This window comes from Gymnodinialimonas phycosphaerae (assembly GCF_019195455.1).
GTDB classification, from domain to species: Bacteria; Pseudomonadota; Alphaproteobacteria; order Rhodobacterales; family Rhodobacteraceae; genus Gymnodinialimonas; species Gymnodinialimonas phycosphaerae.
Genome location: NZ_JAIMBW010000001.1, coordinates 1,978,783 through 2,002,504 on the forward strand (window position 1 = coordinate 1,978,783; position 23,722 = coordinate 2,002,504).

The following is a 23,722-nucleotide window of genomic DNA, read 5'->3' on the forward strand; positions in this document are numbered from 1 at the left end:
GCCTGGGATCAGGTTCCGTGGTGCGTGCCGCTTATTCCAGGTCTTCAGCCGCCAGGGCCAATCGGATCTCACGACGGACCATCTTGCGCACATTGCGCGTGATGCGCTGGCCCAGCACGCCCTGAAGCTCTTCACGGACAACGTCCACGATGATTTCGCGCAGCGTATCTTCATCGAGAATGCCGTCGTCAGTTTCCGGGAAGGAAAACGGCGATGGGGTATCGCCGAGATCTTCTACGGTCTGTTCGGAAGTCGGTTCGGCAGTCTGTTCGGCTGTCTGCCCGGCAGTGCTTTCGGCGGGCTGCTCAGTGGGCTGTTCAACAGAGCGTGACGCCCGAGAGAAGATCGGCGTGGACTGCGCACGCTCCTCTTTCTCAGGATCCTCAAGCCCAAGGGCTTCGGCTTGGGCTTCGGCATCTGGGGCGTCGGCGGTTTGGTCCTCTGCCCCGAGGTCTTCATCGATCGGCGCCTCGGCAGGATCGTCCAGCACTGCATCAGCGCCTGACGGGGCATCTTCCACGGTCCCTTCTTTTGCCTGACGTTCAACAAGTTCTTCGACCATCGCGGTATCCGGCGCGCCCGCGTCATCCTCACCGCTCGCCTCTTGCGGAGCGACATCTTCGGCCTCGTCTTCTTCGGCCGGGTCTTCGACGGTTGCGTCCGCGCCGGTTTCAGGCGCGGGATCGCGGCGGGCGACCAGCGTCAGAAGCGCTGCTTCCGCGCCGCCTTCGGGCCAGTTGTCGTCGCCCGTCTCGGATTCGAAATCCGCAACGCTCGCGTCGGCGCCATCCAGACGGATCAGATCCGCAAGGTCTTCTTCCGCAGGCTCGTCGCTGTGGTCGTCGATCCACTCTTGCGCCGCGGGCCCCTCTTGCGTTGAGCCACCAACGGCATCGAAATGCGCCAGACGGTCGTCCGGCTGCCATTCTGGCTCAACCTCTTGCGGGGGCACCGCGTCAAGCTCTTGCACCGGCGCGTCGACTTCGGCGGTGACGATCTCTGCAATCAGATCCTCGGCGTCGGGCGTTTGCGCAGCGGTGCTGTCGCTGTCCGGCTCCGACGAGGTTGCGACGGGCACCCAAGGGTCCTCCGGGTCTGTGACCCGGAACGACGGTGACAGAATCAACGCCTCGACCTGTTGTTCGGGGGCCTCGGCCTGAGAGGGCTCAGACGCGCTTGGGTGAGTGGCGCCATCGTGGATGGGCGCGTGGTCGGATACCAGCCTGCGGACAGATGCCAAGACATCTTCGATCTCTTCCGGCGTTTTCGCGGGATCGGACATTCATGCTCTCCTCAAGGGTCCCGCAGAATCGCCTCTGCACACTCCAGTTGCGGCCCTTTTCCGGGCCGTTCTGCTGATCACTTCGCGTATACGATACCCAAAAGCGTCATTTCACACAACAATTCCTGTGTATGACCCCCGAAGGATTTAACTCAAAGCCCATATGTTGCGCCACGCGCTCCGGTTGGCGCGTCATGGGGGGCGATCAATTGCGGCCGACACGCTCCAGCATGGAGTCAAGTTGCTGCCCGCGCGGGCTGTTGATCACGGAGGGTGCGGTGGAGAACAGATCCGCATAGGCGGCGGGATTATATTCCGGCACATTCAGGCGCAGGGCCTCAACAGTCAGCAGGCCCGAGGCCGCCAACAACTGGTAGCTTGAGGTGTAGAGGTCGGTCTGCGCCTCGATCCGGCTGATCCGCGCATTAAGCACGTTTTGTTCCGCGTCCAATACATCAAGGGTCGTGCGCGCGCCCAGTGACGCCTCTTCCTGCACGCCCGCGAAGGCCAGTTCAGCCGCCGCGATCCCTTGGTCGGCTGCCTGAATTTGCGCAGTGGCAATGTTCATCAAGGCCCAGGCATTGCCAACGTTTTGCAGGTTCAGTCGCACCTGCTGGTTGAGCGAAAAGCGCACAGCCGAGGCTTGCGCCCGCGATTGCCGCTCCAGCGACAGAAGCTGTCCGCCGCGATAGATGGGCTGCGTCAGGGTCAAGCCGATGGAGGCCGAGCCGCCCTCCTGGAAGGGATTGGTTTCATTCAGGAAAGTCTCGGTCACGCGGCCATCAAGGGCGATCTGCGGCCGGATACGGGCGCGGGCTTGCTCGATCCCCAACTCGGCGGCCGTGACCTCGTGCTGCAAGGCGCGGATGGCGGGATGCTCTTGCCGGGCCAGCGCCTGGGCGGCGGCTTCCGTGTTCGGGACGTTGGGGATACCGCCCGGACCGGTCAAGCCATTGGGGTAGCGCCCGACGGCGAGGTTGAACAACTCGCGGCTGATGTCCAGCGATCCCTGTGCGCCCGCCAGTTGCGAGCGCGCGGAGGCCAGTTGCGCCTCGGCCTGGGCCACATCGGTCCGGGTGTCTTCGCCGACCTCGAAACGGTCGCGCGCCGCGCGAAGCTGTTGCGTGATGACACGGACGTTGCGTTCGCGCACATCCACCACCTGCATGTCGCGCCAGACGTTCATGTAGGCAGTCACGGCATCGAACAGCACCTGCTGCTCCAACGACACAAGTTGCTGTCGGGTGGCCAGCACCGTTTCTTCCGCCGCCTCCAAGGCGAAGCGCCGCGCGCCGCCGTCATAAAGCAGGTATTCGGCCACCAGAGAGGCGGACGCGGTGGAGCTATTATTGACAAGATCGCGGTTCATCGACGCCACGAAGCTGATCACCGGGCGCAATTGCGCCACGGCCTGGGCCACACCTTCGTCCTGAATGCGCAGAAGGTAGCGGTTTTGTTCCAACAGGTTGGAGTGGCGATAGGCATCGACCATCACCTGCCGCAGACCATCGGCCTGCACCGGCAGCGCGGTCATTCCTGCCAGCGATGTAGCCAGAGATGCGGCTAGCACCGCACGTTTCAGGAACCCTATAGCCATGCCGATATCCTCACTTGCGTTAGTCCTTCTTGTATCGGCCGCCTGGGCATGGGCCTCAAAATGCGAAACTTGCGGCGCGCGCGAAGCCCGGCAAGACCGGAGCTGTCGCATTGAACGCCATCCGCCACGACACGCGTCCACCGGACTTTACACCTACTCGGGCCTCACCAAAAGGTCCATCCATGAAGATCGCGGCGATGCGCCCTCCCTCTTTGAGTTGATCAAGGATCGCGGCGGGAATTTCCTCGACGCCGCCTGGTATTGCAATCGCGTCGAAGGGCCCGTGCTTGACACTGCCCTCGGTCAAGGCGCCTTGGATAAGGGCCGCGTTGTCCACGCCCTGCTCGCTCAGCGCGGCTTCGGCGTCGCGGGCCAGGTCTTCGTCTTCCTCGATCGCCACGACGGCCTCGGCCATGTGGGCCAGCAACGCGGTGGTATAGCCGGTGGCGGCCCCCAGTTCGAGCACCAGATCACCGGGCGTCGGCGAGAGCGCCTGCAAAAGCTTGGCCGTTGCCCGAGGATCAAGCAACTGGCGCCCGCCCCCCAGATCCATGGGGCCATCCGCATAGGCGGTGGCACGGGCGGCATCAGGGGCGTAGACCTCCCTCGGGACATTCAGCATCGCTTCAAGGACAGGGAAATGCGTGACGTCGGATGGACGCACCTGCGTGTCGACCATTGTGACGCGGCGTTGGGTAAAGTCGGCCATAAACTGAACCATTCCGTCTAGATTCTCATTTTTTGGTGTCGCATATCACTTCACGTCACGCAACGGCCCTTTTGCGCTTGATGCCAAACTGACGCTGACCTCCGCCGGAACCGCTTGACGCCCCGCAGCATTGCCAATACTTCGTATCACGCTTCGAGGCGAGTTGGCGGAGTGGTTACGCAGCGGATTGCAAATCCGTGTACACCGGTTCGATTCCGGTACTCGCCTCCAAAATTTCCACAACATCTAGTGGTTAGGCATACAAAAACCGGCATATTAAGCCGGTTATTTGTTTTTCACGTCTGTACACAAATCGTACACAGTCCGCGCCCAGTTTTCCGCTATAAATTCCGTCCGTCTTCACATACTGTATGTTTAACAGACAGATACGAGCAGAATGGCAAAATGAGCTACGGCACAACGACGATAAATGTGCACAAGAAATTGAAGCTGGATAAGCGTGCGAATAGCGAAAACTGGTATGCGCGGCTGACGTTGGATAACGGCAAGCGCATCGTGAAAAGCACAAAGACGGACGACTTGGAAGAAGCGCGAGAGCGTGCGCTTGAGCTGTACTACGACACGCAAGCGCGCATCAAAAACAACCTCCCCGCCCAAACCCGCAAGTTCAAGCACGTCGCAGAATACGCGATCAAGCGGATGCAGGACGCTTTGGAGAGCGGCACAGGTAAGCAGGCGTACAAGGACTACATCTCAGCGCTGCGTCTCTGGCTGATACCGTTTTTTGGTGACACGGACGTAGACAAGATTGACTACAAGGGCTTGGTCGAATTTGACGCTTGGCGCACGCAGCAGAACAAAAAGCCATTTTCACAAAGCGGCATCAACAACCACAATGCTGCGCTGAACAGGGTGCTAGATGAAGCAGAGCTGCAAAGCTGGCTCGTAAAATCAATGCGCCCCACCCTGCTAAACAAGGGCGTCAAAAGCGAAAGCAGGGGCAGCTTTACGGATGCAGAATACAAGAAAATCTACACTGCGCTGCGTACTTGGCACAAAAAGACGAAGAACACGAAGGCGGCGGCGACACGGGAAGTGCTGCGGAATTATGTGCTGTTTTTGGCGAACACTGGCGTGCGGCACGGCACGGAAGCGCTTGGGCTGCGATGGCGCAACGTTGAGTGGCAGGACAAAGGCGACGAACGCTACTTGGTGGTGAACGTGGACGGGAAAACACGTAAACGCAGCGCTGTGGCGCGGGACACTGTTGAAGGCTACTTAGACAGACAGCGCAAGTTGAACCCAAAGCTACAAGACGGGACATTTGACGAGTTGATCGCAGCACGCAGCGACGAGTTTGTGTTTACGACGCGGCTTGGCGACGTTGCCAACATTGCAAGCCTAAACCGCGCATTTAATGCACTGCTGGACGTGATGGATTTGAAAACGGGCGCAGACGGCAAAGAGCGCACATTGTACAGTTTGCGGCACTATTACGCGACGCGGGATTTGAAGCGCGGGATCACAACGCACGCGCTCAGCAAGCAACTGGGCAACAGCACAGCGATGATCGACAAGCACTACAGCAAATATACCCCGCTGCTAAACGCCGAACTGCACAGCGGGCGGAACATGCGCGCAGACAAAGCTAAGGGCGCTGTAGCGGGCGCACAAAGCGTCGTTGACGCCGCTTTTGCGATGCACGCGGACGGGCTGCTTGAAGACGAGGCGCTTTTGGCGGCACTTGGCGTTGGGCGCGACGGTTATGTTGTGACGGAAGAGATTGCGATGAAAGCGCTGGATGCAAAGCGCGCTGAAAAGATAAACGCTAGTACGCTAATGCTGATTTTGAACGGGTAGAGCGAGATGCAGACACAGGAAGACTATTTCGAAGCAACAGACACAATCTTTCAAATTGCGTCTCGCATTGCGCGCGAAGTGATTTTTTTTGATGCGCTCGCCGCAAAAGGTAGCTTCGTTAGCCCTGAACAATACCAGCTGCTTTTTGACCGCGACGACGACGACGTGTTTGAGATTGAAGAAAACAGCGTGCAAATCGATCTGCACACCCAAGATGGAATAAATGTCATCGGCAGCCTGTTCAATAATCTGAATGAAACAACGCAACGCTTGTTTGGTGTGCGATTTTCGACTGCGCCGCAAGTGTTGGGGCTGGAGAACTGGGATGCGGGGAAGATGGCGACTGCGCGTTGCCAGCTATGTTTAGTACCCGCCGATCTTGACGGTCCAAACATGCTGAAAGCGTTTTCCCAAACGCACCAAATTCAATGCAGCTTTGCGATACCTATCGAGCTTAGCACAGAACTGGGAAACGTTGTTGGTGCTACAATGTGCTATGAGCGTGTTTTCGTTACTCAAAAAGACCCTGACTTCCAAGAGCAGCTCGATACCGCTGCGATGCTGAAAGAGTTGGGCAAAAAGCTTGAACAACTCGACGCAATGTGCCGAATGACCAAAGACTATGGTCCGTATCTCAGCTTGTTAAAGTGATGCGAGCGGGCGCTTAAATACGCGCCCGCACCAGTGTCGATTATGCAGCTTTGCGCTTACTGAGCGCTGCCTCAATCGCAGCGTCCAGTTCGCCTTGTTGCGTTGCAACCAAAAACGCTTCCAGCGCGCCTTCCACGTCTTTCAGTTCTTTCACAAACACAGCGTTGCCCTTGCCCAAGTCCAACACCTTGCTGCCGTACCTGCATTGCACATACCAGCCGCCGTCTTGCTCAAAGAACCAAGCACGCACCTGTCGCATTTTCTCAATGGCAACCTTTTCGCCGTGCTCGTTTGTCGCCCACCCTTTTGCGCGCACCTGATGCACGTCGCCTTTCAGCTTCGCAGCGAACACTTTTGCTTGCTCTTCGATGGCTGCGATCAGCTTTGCGCGGCGCTGTTGCGTTGGGTCTTTCGCATTTGCCCGCTTCACCGTCTTTACTGTCAGTTTTGCCAGTTGCGTCATGTCGTGTCTCCTTGCGTTCATTCCACAAAGTTATGGTCTTAAACGACATAAAACGACCGAAATTCAGAGCCTTAACAAAAATAGAAAGAGCCGCAGAACGCGGCTCTTTGAGTGCTTTGAAATTTGGCTGAGCGCTTAAACGCGGGGCTGCTCCAACGTGCCACCAACTTCGATAAACTGTTCAAGAGCTTCATCACGCTCAGCTTGCACATCTTGTCGCGTGCGAACAGGTTCGCTGATTTGCTTGCCCATAAGCTGCAAGATGCGCTGGATCGACACCACATCGCGCAATTCAATTACCTGCTTAGCGTTGTTGCCGTCATAGCAGTTCAGCGTCACAGTAAAATTCTCGAAGCGCTTGTCATCATTCTTCAAGCTGCGCAGCACTTTGTCGTTCACTTCCTCCAAAACTTCACTGCCGTGCCATTCAGCAATCAGCTTTTGCGCTTCTTCGATTTGCTCTTTGACTTCTTCGCTTGGCTTGTTGCCTTTGCCATTTGTGTGTGCCACCTCGTAAACACCGCCTTCGCTTGCAAGCCATGCTGAAAACGAAATGTCGCCGTTTTGGATGTCTTTGTTATTAAGAGCCACTTTCAGTACACGCACCCAAGCCTTTTCGCGTGCCGTGCTGATTTTGCCGCAGACAAAGCGCAGAATTTTGGTTTCGAGCGACGTTGCTGCGGTAAACGCCACAAGCCCTTGCTCGCGACGCTCGTCCATAATCACTTCGAACGTTTCGCGCATGCGCTTAGCTTCTTTCTTGTCAGCGTCTTTCCAATGCTGCATGCGCACCATCACTTTGAAAACGCCTTCCAAAAAACGGTAGAGAGCAACGTTGGCTTTCTGCTGTAGGCTCTCGTACTCGCTGTAAACGACTTGCAGTTCTTGCAGGTATGCGACTGCTGACTTGGCTTCTTGCTTCGTGTCTTCAATCTTGTTGCGCAGGGGATAGTTAGGCGCTTTTTCGAAGGTCACTTCGGCAGGAATTTGAGCGAGGGCAAAGGTGGTTTTTGCGATTGTATCAAGCATTTTGAGTTCCTTTTGATCTGCTTGTTTCAGTTGTTCGTTGTGACGTTCTCGCCATCAACAAATACAATGTACCCCACCTAAAACGCCTGTGCGGTTACATCGAAATGGGCTGATGACAGAGCATACTTTTTTTGCTAAGATACTGTTTATGGATGATATTGATTTTCAAAGATACCGATTGGGTCGCAAGTTATTCATCCACGCGCCACCGTACAAAGGGCTGCGCTCCAAGGAGACTGGCGAGTACGTGTCAAAACGACTCGCTCGCATTCAGCCGCCGTTCGCAGACGCGCAGGCTTGGCAGTGTTCCGTCTACTATTTTTGGTGGGAGTTTTTGCGCAGGCACGACGGCTACAAGGACTGTTGCGCACGCGGCGGCGCAGGACGCTACAAGAAGCTTTACGCCGACTTTGGTGATGTGCACGCTTATGAAACGGGTGACTTCTGGAAGTGGTGGACAGAAAAGCTAGACAATGAATGGAAACGAGGAGAGTTCTTGTTTGCTGAACCAGCGGCGCGTAGGATCGCTGTGCAAGATAGGGTGTTGAACACCCAAACTTCCGACATGCTCACCGTCGCCATACCGCTCGAAGTTCGAACGCCGCAGCTTGTCAGCAACCTGCGCAAACTGTTGGATGAACACAAAGACCAGGTGTCAGCCGCCCGCAACAAAAGCCGCGCGCTCTACCCCGTCGCCGCCCGTGTCCGTCTATCCACGCTCCACCAGACACTGCGGGTTTGGGACACTTGGAACGAACACAGGCATCGCAAAAAGAAATATGAGCAAGCCGAGTTGGCTGGCATCTACGTAAACAGGGTAGTTGACCACGAAACCGTCGAGAGCCTCAAACGGGATAATTTGCCTTATGGAGACGTACAACGTGAAGTGCGGCGCAGGCAGACGCAGGCGTTCAACAGGTATCTCGCAGCAGCGAACGACTACATCGAGAACGTTGGTAAAGGGCAGTTTCCACTGCGCAGCAAGTGACAGCGGAAAGTGTCTGTTAACAGACAAAACTCGCACGCCATCCGCTGCCTTAGCTCCCAAATGATAAATAATTCAAAGGGAGCAACGGATGAACACGACAAAAACGATCAATGCGCTGCGCAGGGGTTTTGCAGACCAGACACGCGCACAGAAACTTGCCACAACACAAGCGATGCTGACCGCGACAGCGGACTGCGTGAACGATTTGCGGCAATTGGTGCAAGAGACGGACGCGGCAGCACAGCGGCGCAAAGCGAAAAGACGCGAAACAGAGGTTGATCCAAAACCACCCGTAAAGCCCGTGCGTGTCGCTGAACCCAGCAAACCGCGCAAGCCAAAGTACAGCGGGCTTTGAAGGAGCAGCACATGACACTATTGGAACAAGTATACGAACGACTGGTTGAGCATGATCTCGTGCAGAATGGTGAAGAGTTCAGCACGAACTGGTGCGGCAAAAGCAAAAGCTGGTTTGGCGAGCGCAAGCACAGCGGGCGCGATTTCAGCGTCACCGCCGCAATCGACTGTATGCGTAGCGTCCAGTTGAAGATTGCAACGCTGAGATTGAGCAACAGGCGCATGGGCGGACTGCTGGAAGCCGAGATACGCGGGCTGGACGAAGTGAACACTGCGCTCAAAGCTTTTCTGGCTGAGCAGCATCGCATCACCGAAGTTGCGCTGGATGCAGAGCCACAGCGCAAAATGTTATAGAAACAGTAGTGTATAACATCTTTGCCGAAGCCTGTTCGATTTCAACGGCTTAGGCACTGCGCCAAAATCGGTCGTCCGCTAAATTGTTAGGCTTTACAATGCATTACAACGGAACCACACATTTCGAGGTGATGCATGAAACAAGCGAAGCTCTTAACCGACGCAGAACGCAAGCGCGTGTCCGCGGTTATCAACGCCCATCGTTATCCCATCCGCAACCACGCTATCTTCGCGCTCAGCTTCTTTGCGGGGCTGCGCGCGTGCGAGATTGCTGGCTTGCGTGTTGGTGACGTATTTGAAGACAGCGGCAAAGTGCGCGACACGATTTACTTGGCAGCAACACAGACAAAGGGCGATGACAGCGCGACAGTGCTTATAAGCAAGCGCTTAGCGAAGGCGCTGGCAGCATATGCCGCGCAGCACCCACGCCATATTGCCAAGCAAGATGCATCGCTTTTCTTTAGTGCAAAGGGCGGTGGGTTCAGCGCGCAAACAATCGTCAATCTGTATGCCCGCTTTTACAAACTGGCAGGCGTCAAAGGCGCAAGCTCGCACAGCGGGCGTCGGCAGTTTTTGACCGAACTTGCGGACAAGGGCATCAACGCCCGCGTCATCCAAGCGCTTGCACGGCACAAGCACCTGAACACAACGATGCGATATATTGAACTCAACGAGAACAAGATGCGGAATGCGATTGAGCTGATCTAAAAATGGTGAAAATTTCGCCGTTTCACAGTGTGCTCGCCGCTCGTTGCTAAATACATTAGACAGCTAAGGCTGCACGACAAACTGACCCTACGGTTAGCACGCCAGTTATCATTGTGCCGCAAGCCCGTTCTGATGTGAGACGGTAAGCAAACGCATTCGTCAGTTATGCGCTTCAATAGTCTACCCTGCCATCGCGCGCAGGATGCCTAAAGCACGCTGCCATTGCAGAACTGTGCTTACTGTTGTCGGAATGGTTGTAGCGCAGAGATGTGTGAATTGAGTGAGACGGATGACAAGCCGCTGTGCGGTACCCGTCAACGTGGTGGAACAAGCTTTGCTACGCCAGCCCACCATGTGCGTATGATGTCCCAGTAATAGAGATGATAGGAAAACCTGCTCTTCCTTTTCGGTTTGGGGAGCGTAGCCTAAAAAGAGCGACGGGTAACGCCTCAGCCTTTGGATCAAGCCCGAAATAGGGCTTGATCTATTTGCTCTAGGTAAAGCCAAGCACTCATACTCCATATTCGAATGACATGCTCTGGCAAAGAAAATGCGCCAAAGTGACTTTGCAGCTTTGCAAAGCAAAGATGAAAAGAAACGTATGGCGCTTGTGGAACTGCGAAGCAGAGACGCAAATTCACCAACAGGTATCACTGAGCGGCACTTGCTTTAAAGAATTCGTCCATACCAAGTGTCAGGTCCCAGTTCTGGGTTTCGTGGCGTGCCCTCGACGTCGATCCAGCGAATGACTGTGCCAGCTTCGTTCACGTCAAGCTGGAAGCACGACCACGTGCTTGGGTCTGATTGCAGATCAGCGCTCGAACAATACCGACCATTATGCACAGTCCAAACGCGCCGTTGATCCCCGTAGACCGTCGTGCCGTTTCTGTTGAACGTTTGCCTGATACCCGCGCCAGTGTTGCTCTGCTCCGTGTATTCAACCGTGCGTCCGCCAACGATTGCCATCAGCGCCGCTGCGTTTTCGACTGGTACAAAGCGCTGCTCAGCACCTGCACTCAGATGCGGGTTTGTGGTTGTTTGACATGCGCTAAGTGCAAGCGCCCCAATCAAAAATAAGCGTCGATCCAATTTTTCCTCCTACACCGCACAAAAAACGGCTTCAAAATACGTTTCTTTGAATTAACGGTCATTCTGCTTCGATCTCAAGTCCAAAGTTTCGATTTACAAGCCGTGTATGACTATGGATTTGAAGCAGGAAATTGGATCGCGTGTAAAAGCAGCGCGGAAGATGCGTGGCATGACACAAGCTGCGCTGGCTGAAGCAATCGACATGAGCTTTGAAACAGTGTCGAACTTGGAGCGCGGCAAAACAGCCCCGAACTTCAACACGCTTAGCGACATTGCCGCCGCGCTCGATGTCGAACTCAAGTTCTTTTTCGACTACGAACCCAACAACACGTCAAAGCTGCGCAGTCGCCTTATCAGCGAGCTAAGCGCGACGACCTTGGAGGTTGATGACGACAAGCTGGCGCTAATCGCGGACTTGGCTAAGGTTGTGGCGCGGCGCTGAACTTAAAGCATCAATGTCAATTCGGTCTTTACGCTGATGTGTCAAAAGCGTCTCCGCACGATGTTGCTCCAAATCAAGTGCATTGAGAACAAAAATCGAGGGGCTATGCAGCCGTTATGCCGACAAGCATGATCTATAAATCTGCGGCAGACGAGAAGACTCTGGTGAGGTGAACTATCGATTCCCTTTTGCTCTGTTATGGGTCACGCATAACATCTCGCAATTCGATAAGTCCGTTGATCCACCCTTTGACCACGCAGAAACATGATCTGCATCCATTTCTGACTTCGCCCAAATCCGAGTAGCGTTTGCGCTGTGTCCTACGGCACAGAGAGGGCAATTCGATTTACCTTTATTTTTCGCATCAATTGTCTGCTGCTGATAGGCTTGACGTTTTGTTTTTTCGTCAAACAACCTAACACTTAATAGTTCTGTCTGCATTTCCCCTCCTAGCAGAAACTCATAAATGCCTCGAGCGTTATGAACAGCGGGATCGTCTCGAAGCTCTATTAGGCGTGCTGACACTTTACTTACATCATAGGCAGTATGTTTGTACTGCTCATACATTTTGCCCCATTCCAAACCGCGCATTTCCTTTTCTGGCGAACCTGAGAAAACGCTGCCAATCCAGTCAATTACTGAGGTGAAATAAGCCTCTATTTCTGTTGTGCTACTATTATGCCGGTTATCTGCCAAGTATCTCTCAACTGAAATTCCCTTTGATGTCGCAACCCAATCAAGCGCAACACCTAGGACTTCTTGACGTTTTGGGTCGCCTTTGACGTAAGCTGCCCACTTTTGCTGAAGTGCGTTGCCTGAGTTTGAATATGTAGCCTTAGCCGCGGTTACAAAGGGTCCAGAATAGATTGCATTCAAAAGCTCGTGCTTGTTGAGCGGCATCCCAGCAATGTTGATGGTCTGAAACCACTCTTTGATCTCTGTTTCCGTACCTTTGCAAACATATACGAGTAGCTCGCTTTGGAGAATTTTTGCTTGATCTTCGGACGATAGAGACGAAAAGGTTTGCTCTTTCCCGTCGAGCCTGATCGCAAACTTACCCGTTACAAAGCGACCCAAGCTAGTGATACGTTGCTGTCCATCAAGGACTTCCAGACTATTCGCGCCATCATTGAAATAGATCAATCCGAGTGGGTAACCCTTTAGGACGGACTCTATGACAGCTACATCTTTCTTACCGTCACCATAGATGTAGTTTCGTTGATACTCTGGTTGGATTACAAGTGATCCCGAAAGCCCATACAGCCCTTTACCCTCGAACTCATTGTAGACGAAACCCGTTACCACCTCTTCCACGCTGTACTTTCGCAGATCCGTCTTCATGCTTCATCCTTCCAATGGATCAAGATGCGCGCATATAGCTGCACATAGAATTCTCCATCCACTTCATAGTAAGTTTTTCCTCCCGGTGGCTCGTCAACCTTGATCACCGGACCATCATTGAGTTTTGTCACCGAGCTCCGCACACCAGCCGCACTGATCTGTTCCTGTACGCCATAGATCTTACTTGGTTTTCCCAACGGCGCCTTTGCAATACCAACAATCTCAAACTGACTGGGGTTATACTTGTCCAGAAATGTGATCGGAACTCCCATGACCCCTTTGTAGTCGCTCGGCACTGCATCCATGAAAGGCACTTCGATAGCGTCATAGTTGTCGTACTCGCGGTAACCTTGCTCACGCACGATTTTGTGTCGGCTAAATATCAAATTATCTGACATCGTCATGAACTTGAGCGGTTCGTGCCGTCGACCATGCTCGATATTTGTGAACCAGCACGAATTGCCCATGCGAGTGAAATCAAAATCATCCGTCGGGGGATAACCCAAGCGTTGCGCCTTTTCGCGGTCTGAGTCCTTAATTTCTGCCCCTTTCGGAACACCAAACACCATGTCTGTGTTGTTAGCAGTAGCTCCCTTCCAAAGAGTGTTGCCTTGAATTAAGGGAAAAATCTCTTTGTATGTGACCGCGTTATTGCTTCCAATTATCGAAAACTTCTTGCTGCCCTCCACCAACCAGCTCACAAACTCTCGAAATAGGCTAAACGGTGGGTTAGTGATAACAATATCCGATTGATCACGGATTTTCTTCACTTCGTCGCTTCGAAAATCGCCATCACCTTCAAGATAATACCATTGAAGATCGTCGATGTTAATTTTTCCATCCCTGTTGACATCGATGTCTTCCAGTACGAACGCACGTCCGCGCTCTAGTGATTGCTTGGCATCATACGCCGGATTTTCTTTTTCGAACAAGGTTGGCTGATAGCCTGAAATGCTGGCATTGCTGTTTGGTGCATAACTTGTAGAAATCAGCTTTTTTAGCCCAAAATCCTGAAAATGTAGCGCGAAGTATTTTGTGAAGTTACTCCACTCTGGATCATCGCACGGCAAAAAAACAGTTTTTCCGCGAAAAACATCAGGGTCATATTCGAGATACGCATTTATTTCACGCTCAATGTCCGCCCATTGCGTGTAGAACTCGTCGTTCTTCGTTTTTTTTGCTGACGTGAGATGGGCTTTCTTAGTCATTATACTGCTGCGAACCTGTTTTCTTTTTGTTCATTGCACGCTTTTTTCATACCAGTCCAAGTTGATGAAAGCGTTAAGCTTTTCATCATGGTATCTTCAAAGAGAGCGCAACTACCGCTGTTTGCTTAGTTTGAAACTAGATTATGCTGGTCGGATGCGCCATAGCTTCTTTCGCCCCTGCTGCTTCGTTCAAGTCAAGTTCTGCGGCTTACCAAACGGCGACACTCTGGGTTTGAACAATGACTTGCAATCGCAAGACACCTCCAAGCGCTTCAGGCTGTATACATTTTTGTACACATAGAAATTTTTCTTACCCTAACTCACAAATATAAAACGATTTTATTTGATGTTGTGGCGTTGCAAATCCGTGTACACCGGTTCGATTCCGGTACTCGCCTCCATATTTTCAAACACTTACATCGTTCACAAGCTTGTACGCGGCCCAGCACTCTTCGGGACGGTCGCCTATTCCGTTTCCCAAGGCCGTGTTTTTGGGCGCTTGAGGCACCGCGCGACAGCATGGCTATCGCCCGGGCTAACCTGCGCAAAATGCTCGATAACCTGCGTTGCGTGGTGCATCGATCCCTCCAACAGCCCCGCGATTTGGCGCAACGACGCAAACATGGGGATCTGAACCTCGTGCCGTCACGCAATAGGCAGGGGCCGCGCAGGGCCTTGGGTTGAATTGACACCCTCGCACGGGGCGGGTTTACCCTGCTGCAACATGGTGAAGGGGACGCGTGTGGCACATCTTGGAATCGACCTTGGAACATCCGCTGTAAAGCTTTGCGTCACGGATGCGGACGGCGCTGTTATCGCCACCGCCGAGGCGCCCTTGACCGCGCAGCACCCGTTCCCCGGCGCCAGCGAGCAAGACCCCAAGGCCTGGATCACCGCGCTGACTGCTGCGATGGCGACCTTGCCGCCCGAGCGGCGCGCAGAGGTGGACGTCGTCGGCCTGTCGGGGCAGATGCACGGGGCCGTACTTCTGGACACAAGCCTCGCGCCGGTGCACCCCGCGATTCTGTGGAACGACGGCCGCGCCGTGGCAGAGTGCGCGGACATGGCGGCGGCGGTGCCCGAGATCGGGCATATTACAGGCGTGCCCCCAATGCCCGGCTTCACCGCGCCGAAACTGCTGTGGCTGTCGCGACATGCGCCCGATGTCCACGCCCGTATCGCCCATATCCTTTTGCCGAAGGATTACCTTGGTCTGTATCTTCACGGGCGCTTGGTGACGGACCCCTCCGACGCGGCGGGCACTTCGTGGTTTGATCAACATTCCGGGCGCTGGTCGCCCGCGCTTTGCGACGCGTCGGCCACCGACATCGCCTGGCTGCCCCAGGTCCTATCCGGCGAGACGATTGCCGGGCACCTGGGCGCAGGCGCCGCCCAGACCCTGGGCCTTCGCAAGGGCATTCCCGTGGCCACCGGCGCGGGCGATGGCGCGGCGGGGGCCGTGGGCATCGGGGCGATTGCGCCGGGGGATGGGTTCATCTCGTTGGGGACTTCCGGCCAGTTGTTCGTCACGACGGCCACCTGCCTGCCCAACCCCGAAAGCCGCCTGCACGCCTATGCGCATACGCTGCCGAACCTCTGGTTCCAGATGGCCGCGATGCTGAACGGCGCGCGGCCCATGGCGTGGCTGGCGACGCTTCTGGACCGCCCCATCACCGAGCTTTTGGCCGAGGCCGAGGCGGCGCAGCCCGGCCCCTTGTTCCTCCCCTACCTTAGCGGAGAACGCACGCCCCACGGCGACAACGACATTCGCGCCGGTTTCTGGGGCCTGTCCGAGACGACGACCCACGGCAGCCTGATGCGCGCCGTGGTGGAGGCCATCGCCTTCACCTTCGCCGATGCCCAAGCCGCCATGGCAGCGGGCGGCACGCGGCCAAAGCGTTTGCTTGCCATCGGCGGCGGCACGCGGTCGGACTTCCTGTTGCAGATGATCGCGGACGTCATGCAGGTGCCCCTTGGCCGCAGCGACGCGGCCGAGGTCGGCCCCGCCCTTGGCGCCGCGCGCCTCGGTCAGATCGCCCTTGGCGCCGGGGCGCAGGACGTGGCGCGCAAGCCCGAGGTTCAGCGCTGGTTCACGCCGGACCCCGCAAGGGCCGAAGCCCTCGCGCCCCGATTGGCAGGGTACCGCGCGCTGTATCCGGCATTGCGCACGGTCAATGACGTCATGAACGCCTAGATCACGCCGCGCTGGATCTGATCCTCTTCGATGGACTCGAACAGTGCCTTGAAGTTGCCCTCTCCGAAGCCGTCATCGCCTTTGCGCTGGATGAACTCGAAAAAGATCGGCCCGATCACGGTCTTGGAGAAGATCTGCAACAGCACCCGCGTCATGCCGCCATCCACGACCCCTTCGCCATCGATCAGGATGCCGTGGCTTTTCATGCGCTCGATCGGTTCCTCGTGGCCCGTCACGCGGTCATGGGACATGTCGTAATAGGTGTCGGGCGGGGGCGGCATGAATTCGATGCCATTGGCGGCGATCTGGTCGACGCTGTTGTAGATGTTGTTGGTGGCCACCGCGATATGCTGGATGCCCTCGCCTTTGTATTCGTTCAGATATTCCTCGATCTGAGACGTGTCGTCCTTGCTTTCGTTGATCGGGATACGGATCTTGCCGCAGGGGCTGGTCAGCGCGCGGGAAAACAGGCCCGTCTGCTTGCCTTCAATATCGAAGAAGCGGATTTCCTTGAAGTTGAACGCCGATGCGTAGAAATCATACCAGGTTGACATGTTCCCGCGCGCCACGTTGTGGGTCAGGTGATCGAGGTAATAGAACCCCGCGCCTTCGGGCTTTGGGTCCACCTCCCCCAACCAATCGAATTCGGCCGCGTAGGGGCTGTCCTCGCCGTAGGTGTCGATGAAGTACAAAAGCGAGCCGCCAATCCCCACGACGGCAGGCACATCCAGCGTCTTGTCGGTGCCGGTATATTCCTCGGCCCCGTAAGCCACCGCGCATTTCAACGCGTGGGCGGCATTGACACACCGCCACGCCATGGCAGGCGCGCAGGGGCCATGGGCGTCCACGAAACGGCCCGCGTGGCTATCCCGCTCCCGGTTGACGATGTAGTTGATGTCGCCCTGGCGGTAGAGCGAGATATCGCGACTCTTGTGGCGCGCGACCTCGGTGTAGCCCATCGCTTGAAAAAGCGTTTCAAGCTGTGCCGGGTCGGGGTGGGCGAATTCCACGAATTCAAAACCATCGGTGCCTGCCACGTTGGAGGCATCGATTACAGCTTTCGGGGCGTCATGCGGGAATGGTCCCATGGCGGTTCTCCTGTTCAGGGCGCTTTTCGGAAAACCTTGGCGTCTTGAGTCTGAAAAATCGCAAGAAAGCGGAAGCTTGGCAGGGTTTTTCAGACGCACTAGTTTTCGAAAGCGCTTAACGTCGCGTGGAACGTGCCCTTCACGCGACAAACAGATCCCGGCCCGCGGGGCGTGCGGGATTTCGTCCCGCCAGCGGTTACATCTGTAACAGATTTCGGGGACCCTGTGCAAGATTGCAGTGAACCCGAACGGCCCGAAGCGCGTTACCCCCTCAACACTCACCCATGCAGGAGATACCCCATGTCCAAAGTCCTTTTCATCACCGGCGCGTCCTCTGGCATCGGGGCGGCCACGGCGCGCGCCGCCGTTGACGCCGGCCACAAGGTCGCCTTGGTGGCCCGCTCGGAAGACAAGCTGAACGATCTGGTCACCGAATTGGGCGAGGATCACGCCATCGCCCTGCCCTGCGACGTCACCGACGTGTCCGCCCAGACCACGGCGTTCGAGGCCGCCGCCACACGCTTCGGCCAGATCGATGCCGTCTTCGCCAACGCGGGCCTCGGGGCCACGGGCAAGGGCACGGAAGGCGGCGACATCGACAACTTCCGCACCATGATCGACGTCAATATCTTTGCGCTTACCGTCACCTGCAAGCTGGCGATCGCGCACCTCAAGCAAAGCAAGGGCCACCTGCTTCTGACCGGATCGCGCGCGGCCCATGCGACGCTGCCGGGCTCTGTCTATGGGGCGACGAAATGGTTCGTGCGTGGCTACGCCGAGAACCTCCACGCGGAACTGGCCGAGCAGGGCGTGCGCGTGACCAACATCAACCCCGGCATGGTCGACACGCCGTTCTTCGACGAAGGCAAGCCCGACGCCCTGCGGCCCGAGGACGTGGCGGGCGCCGTCATGTATGCGTTGGGTCAGCCCGACCGCGTCGTCATTCCCTCGCTCCAGATCTACCCGATGCGGTAGAAGTACGCGATCAAGGCACGGCTAGCCCTGCCGACGCGCCCCCCCCATGGCGGCCGACAGATCATCGGCGGCCGCCATTACCGCCTCGGCCAATCTCGCCGTTTGCGTGACGCTGACCCGGCTGACCGGCCCCGAGACACTGATGCCTGCCACGGCCTCCCCGCTCAGGTCGAAAACCGGGGCTGCGATGCAGCGCATGCCTTCGTTCTTTTCTTCATCGTCAATGGCATAACCGCGGTCGCGCGTGGCTTCCAGATCGGCCCGCAGGGTGGCGGGCTCGGTCAGGGTGCGGGCGGTGAACTGGTCCAGCGGGGCCGTGGCGATCAGGCGCGAAAGGCGGTCATCACTCATCTGCGCCAGAAGGGCCTTGCCGATGCCGCTGGCGTGCATGGGCGACAGGGTGCCGGGCGGAAAGAACGCGCGAATGGTGGCATGGGTTTCAACCTGACTGACGAACAGCACATGGGCATCGCGGGCAATGCCAAGGTTCGCCGTTTCCCCCGTTACCTCCATCAACCGCCGCATCAGGGGGCGTGCACGGTCCACCAGTGTCGTGCGCCGCAGGTAGCGCGCGCCGATGATAAAGGCCCGCGCGCCGATGTGCCAAAGCTGTGCGGCGGGGTCGAATTCCACCAGCCCCCGCCCCTCCAGCGTCACCAGAATGCGGTACACCGTGGCGGGCGATTGGCTGAGATCTTCGGCAAGACCCGAAAGCGTCACGCCGGGCGTGTCGCTCAGGTGCTCCAGCACCTCCATCGCGCGATCCAGTGACTTGATCGTGTTCTGCGCGGTCTTGTCATCCCAGTCCCGGGGGCGTCCACGGGCGCGACGGGGCGAGGGGGTTGCGGGGTCTGCCATGGGGACTCTCACAGAAGCTGAAAATTCATTTCATCATATGAAAAATACCAACCATCTGTAAAGGTGAATAAAAACCAGCATGGCCCTCTTATGAAAAACGTTTTCAAAAAAATTGCGATGGATCGGGACGTCCCATAGGTTGCCCCTGACTCAAGAGGAGACGGCACCATGTCCACCCAGAACCCCGTGTTCATCCCCGGCCCGACCAACATGCCCGAGGTCTTGCGCCGCGCCTGCGATATTCCGACGATGGACCACCGCTCCGCCGCCTTCCCGGAAATCCTGCACCCCGCCTTGGAGGGCGTGAAGCGGGTGCTGAAATCGACCGAGGCCGAGGTTTTCATCTTCCCCGCCACCGGCACGGCGGGGTGGGAAGCGGCGATCTGCAACACGCTTTGCGCCGGTGACACGGTGTTGGCCGCGCGCAACGGCATGTTCAGTCACAAGTGGATCGACATGTGCAACCGCCACGGCCTCAAAGTCATTCAAATCGACGTGCCATGGGGCGAAGGCCTGCCGGTTGACGCGTTCGCAGACGCGCTCAAGGCCGACACGGACCACAAGATCAAAGCCGTCCTCGCGACGCACAATGAAACTGCCACCGGCGTCGTCTCGGACGTGGCGGGTGTGCGCAAAGCCCTCGACGCCGCAAACCACCCCGCGCTCTACTTCGTGGATGGCGTGTCCTCCATCGGCTCCATGCCGTTCGAATTCGACGGCTGGGGCGTGGACATCGCCGTGACCGGATCGCAGAAAGGCTTCATGCTGCCTGCGGGTCTGGCCATCATCGGCGTGTCCCCCAAGGCCATGGCCGCGATTGACGCCGCCGACCTGCCCCGCACCTTCCTTGATATCCGCGACATGAAGAAGGGCTACGAGGCAAACGCCTACCCCTACACGCCCTCCGTCGGGCTGCTGAACGGCCTCAAGACCGCCTGCGACATGATCGAGGCCGAGGGGCTGGAAAACGTCTTCGCCCGCCACGCCCGCATTGCAGACGGCGTGCGCGCTGCCGTGAAGGCGTGGGGGTTGGATCTGTGCGCCGTGTCGCCGGACCTTTACTCCAACACCGTCTCCGCGATCCAAACGCCCGAGGGGTTTGACGCAGGGCGGATCGTTTCCCACGCCTCCACCCGCTACGGCGTGGCCTTTGGGGCGGGGCTTGGCGATGTGGCCGGGAAGGTCTTTCGCATCGGACACCTGGGCATGCTGACGGACGTGATGGCCCTGTCCGGCATCGCGACGGCAGAAATGGTGATGGTGGATCTGGGCCTTGATATCACCCTCGGCTCCGGCGTCGCAGCTGCGCAGGAAGTGTATCGTCAATCCGCCGCCGCGATGGCGCTGGCCGCTGAATAAGGACACCGGAAGATGAAAGACATGTCCCACCTGCCGACTTTCGACGACGTGATCGCGGCCCACGACCGCATCCGTCCCTATATCCACCGCACGCCGGTGCTGACCTCGACCTACCTGAATGAGCTGACCGGCGCAGAGTTGTTCTTCAAGTGCGAGAACTTCCAGAAAGCCGGTGCCTTCAAGGTGCGCGGCGCGTCCAACGCCGTCTTCGGCCTGTCCGACGCAGACGCCGCCAAGGGCGTCGCCACCCATTCGTCGGGCAACCACGCCCTGTCGCTTAGCTACGCCGCAGGCCGCCGGGGTATCCCCTGCCACGTCGTCATGCCCTCCACGGCACCGCAAGCCAAGAAGGACGCGGTCAAAGGCTACGGCGGCATCATCACCGAATGTGAACCCTCCACCACCTCGCGCGAGGCGGTCTTTGCCGAGGTTCATGCGGCGACCGGCGCCGATTTCGTCCACCCCTACAACGACCCGCGCGTGATCGCGGGACAGGCGACCTGTTCGCGCGAATTCATGGAGCAGGTCGAAGGTCTGGACTCGGTCATCGCCCCCATCGGCGGCGGCGGCATGATCTCCGGCTGCTGCCTGACGCTGTCCAATATCGCCCCCGACGTCGACATTTTCGCCGCCGAGCCGGAACAAGCCGATGACGCCTACCGCTCCTTCAAGGCAGGCCACATCATCGCCGACGACGCGCCGGTGACCATCGCCGATGGCCTCAAGGTGCCGCTGAAGGAAAACACCTGGCACTTTGTGTCAAACCACGTGACAGACATCCTCACCGCGTCCGAGCAAGAGATCATCGACGCCATGAAGCTGACCTGGGCGCGCATGAAGATCGTGATGGAGCCCTCCTGCGCCGTGCCGCTGGCGACGATCCTGAAAAACCCGGATGTCTTCAAAGGTCGCCGCGTCGGTGTGATCATCACCGGCGGCAACGTCGACCTCGACAAGCTGCCGTGGATGCAGTGAGCCCCCCGGAACACCAATCCGTAGGGCGGGGTTACCCCCGCCGCCCCCTTTGACCCAATGGGAGACACGACAATGAAAGACATGGCCCAATTCGCTGACTACGAAGTCGGCTTCGACATCCCCGCAAAGCCCGGCATGAAGGCGGCGGATGTGCAGACCCCCGCGCTGGTCCTCGACCTCGACGCGCTGGAGCGCAACATCAAGAAGATGGGCGACTACGCCAAGGCCCACGGCATGCGCCACCGGGTCCACGGCAAGATGCACAAATCCGTCGACGTCGCGCATTTGCAGGTCGAACTGGGCGGTGCCTGCGGCGTCTGCTGCCAGAAGGTGAGTGAGGCCGAGGTTTTCGCCCGCGGCGGCATCAAGGACGTCCTCGTCTCCAACCAGGTGCGTGATCCCCAAAAGATCGACCGTCTGGCCCGCATGCCCAAGCTTGGCGCGCGCACCATCTGCTGCGTCGATGATCTGGACAACATCGCCGACCTCTCCGCTGCCGCCGAGAAGCATGGCACGCAAATCGAATGCCTCGTGGAAATCGACTGCGGCGCGGGCCGTTGCGGCGTCACCACCACCCCCGCCGTCGTGGAAATCGCCAAGGCCATCGACGCCACCCCCGGCCTCAAGTTCGCAGGCCTGCAAGCCTATCAAGGCGCGATGCAGCACCTCGACTCCTATGACGAGCGCAAGGCAAAGACCCAGATCGCCATCGACATGGTGCAAGACGCGGTGGACACCCTGAAAGCCGAGGGGCTGGCGTGTGACATCGTCGGCGGCGGCGGCACCGGATCGTATTACTTCGAGAGTAACTCTAACGTCTTCAACGAGTTGCAGTGCGGCTCCTACGCCTTCATGGATGCGGATTATGGCCGTATCCTGGATGAGAACGGCAACCGCATCGACCGAGGTGAATGGGAAAACGCGCTGTTCATCCTCACCTCCGTGATGTCCCACGCCAAGGCCGACAAGGCGATCGTGGACGCGGGCCTCAAAGCGCAAAGCGTGGACTCTGGCCTGCCGGTGATCTTTGGCCGCGCGGACGTGGAATACGTCAAATGCTCGGACGAGCATGGCGTCGTCAAGGACCCCCAGGGCGTGCTGAAGGTCAACGACAAGCTGCACCTCGTCCCCGGCCACTGCGACCCCACCTGCAACGTCCACGACTGGTATGTCGGCGTGCGGAACGGCGTCGTCGAAACCGTCTGGCCCGTCTCTGCGCGCGGTCGCGCATACTGATGTCGCAGCATACACTCACCATCGTGCCAGAGGGTCTGATCCCGGACCTTCTGACACGCGACGCCTCTTTCACCGCCGTCGAAAAGGTCTTCGCGGCCATGGCGGCGGGGGAGGCCTACAATTTCCCTGTCGTGCGCGAAGCCATCGGCCATGAAGACGCGCTTTACGGCTTCAAGGGCGGGTTTGACCGCACCGGCGGCGTGCTCGGCCTCAAGGCCGGCGGCTACTGGCCCAACAATCTGGACAAGCAGGGCATCATCAACCACCAGTCCACGGTCTGCCTGTTCGATCCCGACACCGGCCGCGTGACGGCCATGGTCGGCGGCAACTACCTGACCGCCCTGCGCACCGCCGCTGCCTCAAGCGTGTCGATCAAGCACCTCGCCCGCAAGGACGCAAAGGTTCTGGGCATGATCGGCGCGGGCCACCAAGCCACGTTCCAACTGCGCGCCGCGTTAGAGACGCATGCCTTCGAGAAGGTCATCGGCTGGAACCTGCACCCGGAAATGCTGCCGAACCTCGCGAAGGTTGCCGAAGAAGCGGGCCTTCCGTTCGAAGCGGTGGACTTGCCCGGCATGCGCGATGCCGACGTCATCATCACCATCACCTCCTCCTTCGCGCCCACGCTCATGGCCGATCACGTCAGTCCCGGCACGCATATCGCCTGCATGGGCACCGACACCAAGGGCAAGCAAGAGGTCGAAGCGGCACTGCTGGCCCGCGCGACAGTCTTCTGTGACGAGGTGGCGCAATCGATTTCCATCGGAGAGGCGCAGCACGCGATTGCGTCCGGCCTGATCAAGGAACAGGACGTCACCCAACTGGGCGCCGTGATCAACGGCGCCCACAAAGGCCGCGCCTCCGACGAAGAGATCACGCTGTTCGACGGCACCGGCGTGGGCTTGCAGGATCTTGCCGTGTCGGCCGCGATCGTGGAGGTCGCCGTGGCCAATGGCACCGCAACCGTGGTGCCGCTCTAGCCGCCACCTTCAAGAAATCGG

Annotated in this window: 22 protein-coding genes and 1 tRNA gene; 14 read left to right on the plus strand and 9 right to left on the minus strand. The window is 57.7% G+C overall.

Annotation, left to right across the window (positions count from 1 at the left end; genetic code table 11):
* Positions 1–31: 31 nt before the first annotated feature.
* The 3 genes from KUL25_RS09765 to KUL25_RS09775 all read right to left on the minus strand — a co-directional run bounded on the left by KUL25_RS09765 (position 32) and on the right by KUL25_RS09775 (position 3,588).
* Positions 32–1,282, minus strand: coding sequence for a hypothetical protein (locus KUL25_RS09765; RefSeq protein WP_257892771.1), 1,251 nt, complete (start codon positions 1,280–1,282; stop codon positions 32–34).
* Positions 1,283–1,487: 205 nt separating this feature from the next.
* Positions 1,488–2,879 (minus strand): TolC family outer membrane protein, encoded by a 1,392-nt coding sequence (locus KUL25_RS09770; RefSeq protein ID WP_257892772.1) that lies wholly within the window; start codon positions 2,877–2,879, stop codon positions 1,488–1,490.
* Between the two features lie 55 nt (positions 2,880–2,934).
* Complete coding sequence (locus KUL25_RS09775; RefSeq protein ID WP_257892773.1) at positions 2,935–3,588, minus strand: protein-L-isoaspartate O-methyltransferase family protein; 654 nt, start codon at positions 3,586–3,588, stop codon at positions 2,935–2,937.
* 157 nt (positions 3,589–3,745) lie between these two features.
* Between KUL25_RS09775 and KUL25_RS09780 the strand changes: the two genes are divergently transcribed.
* The 3 genes from KUL25_RS09780 to KUL25_RS09790 all read left to right on the plus strand — a co-directional run bounded on the left by KUL25_RS09780 (position 3,746) and on the right by KUL25_RS09790 (position 6,060).
* Positions 3,746–3,819 (plus strand) — tRNA-Cys (locus tag KUL25_RS09780).
* 174 nt (positions 3,820–3,993) lie between these two features.
* Positions 3,994–5,409: a tyrosine-type recombinase/integrase gene (locus KUL25_RS09785; protein ID WP_257892774.1), complete on the plus strand. Its 1,416-nt coding sequence runs from the start codon at positions 3,994–3,996 to the stop codon at positions 5,407–5,409.
* 6 nt (positions 5,410–5,415) lie between these two features.
* Positions 5,416–6,060, plus strand: a complete 645-nt coding sequence (locus KUL25_RS09790) for a hypothetical protein (RefSeq protein WP_257892775.1) — start codon at positions 5,416–5,418, stop codon at positions 6,058–6,060.
* A 40-nt stretch (positions 6,061–6,100) separates the two neighbouring features.
* Here the strand turns inward: KUL25_RS09790 and KUL25_RS09795 are convergent, their stop codons facing one another.
* Together KUL25_RS09795 and KUL25_RS09800 are read right to left on the minus strand one after the other, a co-directional pair.
* Positions 6,101–6,523 carry a hypothetical protein gene (locus tag KUL25_RS09795; protein ID WP_257892776.1) on the minus strand — a complete coding sequence of 141 codons (423 nt, stop codon included), beginning with the start codon at positions 6,521–6,523 and terminating at the stop codon, positions 6,101–6,103.
* Positions 6,524–6,658: 135 nt separating this feature from the next.
* Positions 6,659–7,552, minus strand: coding sequence for a hypothetical protein (locus KUL25_RS09800; protein ID WP_257892777.1), 894 nt, complete (start codon positions 7,550–7,552; stop codon positions 6,659–6,661).
* A 148-nt stretch (positions 7,553–7,700) separates the two neighbouring features.
* Between KUL25_RS09800 and KUL25_RS09805 the strand changes: the two genes are divergently transcribed.
* From KUL25_RS09805 to KUL25_RS09825, 5 genes are all read left to right on the plus strand, one after another.
* Positions 7,701–8,540 (plus strand): hypothetical protein, encoded by an 840-nt coding sequence (locus tag KUL25_RS09805; protein WP_257892778.1) that lies wholly within the window; start codon positions 7,701–7,703, stop codon positions 8,538–8,540.
* 88 nt (positions 8,541–8,628) lie between these two features.
* The gene (locus KUL25_RS09810) at positions 8,629–8,895 is read left to right on the plus strand and encodes a hypothetical protein (RefSeq protein ID WP_257892779.1); all 267 of its coding nucleotides are present in this window, start codon (positions 8,629–8,631) and stop codon (positions 8,893–8,895) included.
* 11 nt (positions 8,896–8,906) lie between these two features.
* Positions 8,907–9,248: a DUF6626 family protein gene (locus KUL25_RS09815; RefSeq protein WP_257892780.1), complete on the plus strand. Its 342-nt coding sequence runs from the start codon at positions 8,907–8,909 to the stop codon at positions 9,246–9,248.
* 135 nt (positions 9,249–9,383) lie between these two features.
* A complete protein-coding gene (locus KUL25_RS09820) occupies positions 9,384–9,956 on the plus strand; it encodes a tyrosine-type recombinase/integrase (RefSeq protein WP_257892781.1) in 573 nt (190 codons plus the stop codon).
* Positions 9,957–11,157: 1,201 nt separating this feature from the next.
* Complete coding sequence (locus KUL25_RS09825) at positions 11,158–11,487, plus strand: helix-turn-helix domain-containing protein (RefSeq protein WP_257892782.1); 330 nt, start codon at positions 11,158–11,160, stop codon at positions 11,485–11,487.
* A 174-nt stretch (positions 11,488–11,661) separates the two neighbouring features.
* Here the strand turns inward: KUL25_RS09825 and KUL25_RS09830 are convergent, their stop codons facing one another.
* Positions 11,662–12,828, minus strand: a complete 1,167-nt coding sequence (locus KUL25_RS09830) for an HNH endonuclease family protein (RefSeq protein ID WP_257892783.1) — start codon at positions 12,826–12,828, stop codon at positions 11,662–11,664.
* Positions 12,825–14,036 carry an adenine-specific methyltransferase EcoRI family protein gene (locus KUL25_RS09835; RefSeq protein WP_257892784.1) on the minus strand — a complete coding sequence of 404 codons (1,212 nt, stop codon included), beginning with the start codon at positions 14,034–14,036 and terminating at the stop codon, positions 12,825–12,827. Before KUL25_RS09835 ends, KUL25_RS09830 begins: the two co-directional genes overlap by 4 nt.
* A 742-nt stretch (positions 14,037–14,778) precedes the next feature.
* Here KUL25_RS09835 and xylB point away from each other — a divergent pair.
* Entirely contained in the window at positions 14,779–16,230 is a 1,452-nt protein-coding gene (gene xylB, locus KUL25_RS09840) for a xylulokinase (RefSeq protein WP_257892785.1), read from the plus strand.
* On the opposite strand, the gene hppD is transcribed toward xylB, so the two are convergent.
* Positions 16,227–17,318 carry a 4-hydroxyphenylpyruvate dioxygenase gene (gene hppD / locus KUL25_RS09845; protein ID WP_257892786.1) on the minus strand — a complete coding sequence of 364 codons (1,092 nt, stop codon included), beginning with the start codon at positions 17,316–17,318 and terminating at the stop codon, positions 16,227–16,229. The two genes, xylB and hppD, sit on opposite strands and share 4 nt — an antisense overlap.
* A 300-nt stretch (positions 17,319–17,618) precedes the next feature.
* On the opposite strand from hppD, the gene KUL25_RS09850 reads away from it, so the two are divergent.
* Complete coding sequence (locus KUL25_RS09850) at positions 17,619–18,293, plus strand: SDR family oxidoreductase (RefSeq protein WP_257892787.1); 675 nt, start codon at positions 17,619–17,621, stop codon at positions 18,291–18,293.
* 21 nt (positions 18,294–18,314) lie between these two features.
* Here the strand turns inward: KUL25_RS09850 and bhcR are convergent, their stop codons facing one another.
* A complete protein-coding gene (gene bhcR, locus KUL25_RS09855) occupies positions 18,315–19,151 on the minus strand; it encodes an HTH-type transcriptional regulator BhcR (RefSeq protein ID WP_257892788.1) in 837 nt (278 codons plus the stop codon).
* 168 nt (positions 19,152–19,319) lie between these two features.
* Between bhcR and bhcA the strand changes: the two genes are divergently transcribed.
* The 4 genes from bhcA (at position 19,320) to bhcD (ending at position 23,701) form a co-directional block, all read left to right on the plus strand.
* Positions 19,320–20,510, plus strand: a complete 1,191-nt coding sequence (gene bhcA / locus KUL25_RS09860) for an L-aspartate--glyoxylate aminotransferase BhcA (RefSeq protein WP_257892789.1) — start codon at positions 19,320–19,322, stop codon at positions 20,508–20,510.
* A gap of 12 nt (positions 20,511–20,522) precedes the next feature.
* On the plus strand, positions 20,523–21,485 hold the full coding sequence (gene bhcB / locus KUL25_RS09865) for a beta-hydroxyaspartate dehydratase BhcB (RefSeq protein ID WP_257892790.1): 963 nt from the start codon (positions 20,523–20,525) through the stop codon (positions 21,483–21,485).
* A 72-nt stretch (positions 21,486–21,557) separates the two neighbouring features.
* Positions 21,558–22,721: a 3-hydroxy-D-aspartate aldolase BhcC gene (gene bhcC, locus KUL25_RS09870; protein WP_257892791.1), complete on the plus strand. Its 1,164-nt coding sequence runs from the start codon at positions 21,558–21,560 to the stop codon at positions 22,719–22,721.
* On the plus strand, positions 22,721–23,701 hold the full coding sequence (gene bhcD, locus KUL25_RS09875; RefSeq protein WP_257892792.1) for an iminosuccinate reductase BhcD: 981 nt from the start codon (positions 22,721–22,723) through the stop codon (positions 23,699–23,701). Before bhcC ends, bhcD begins: the two co-directional genes overlap by 1 nt.
* The last annotated feature ends 21 nt before the right edge of the window (positions 23,702–23,722 follow it).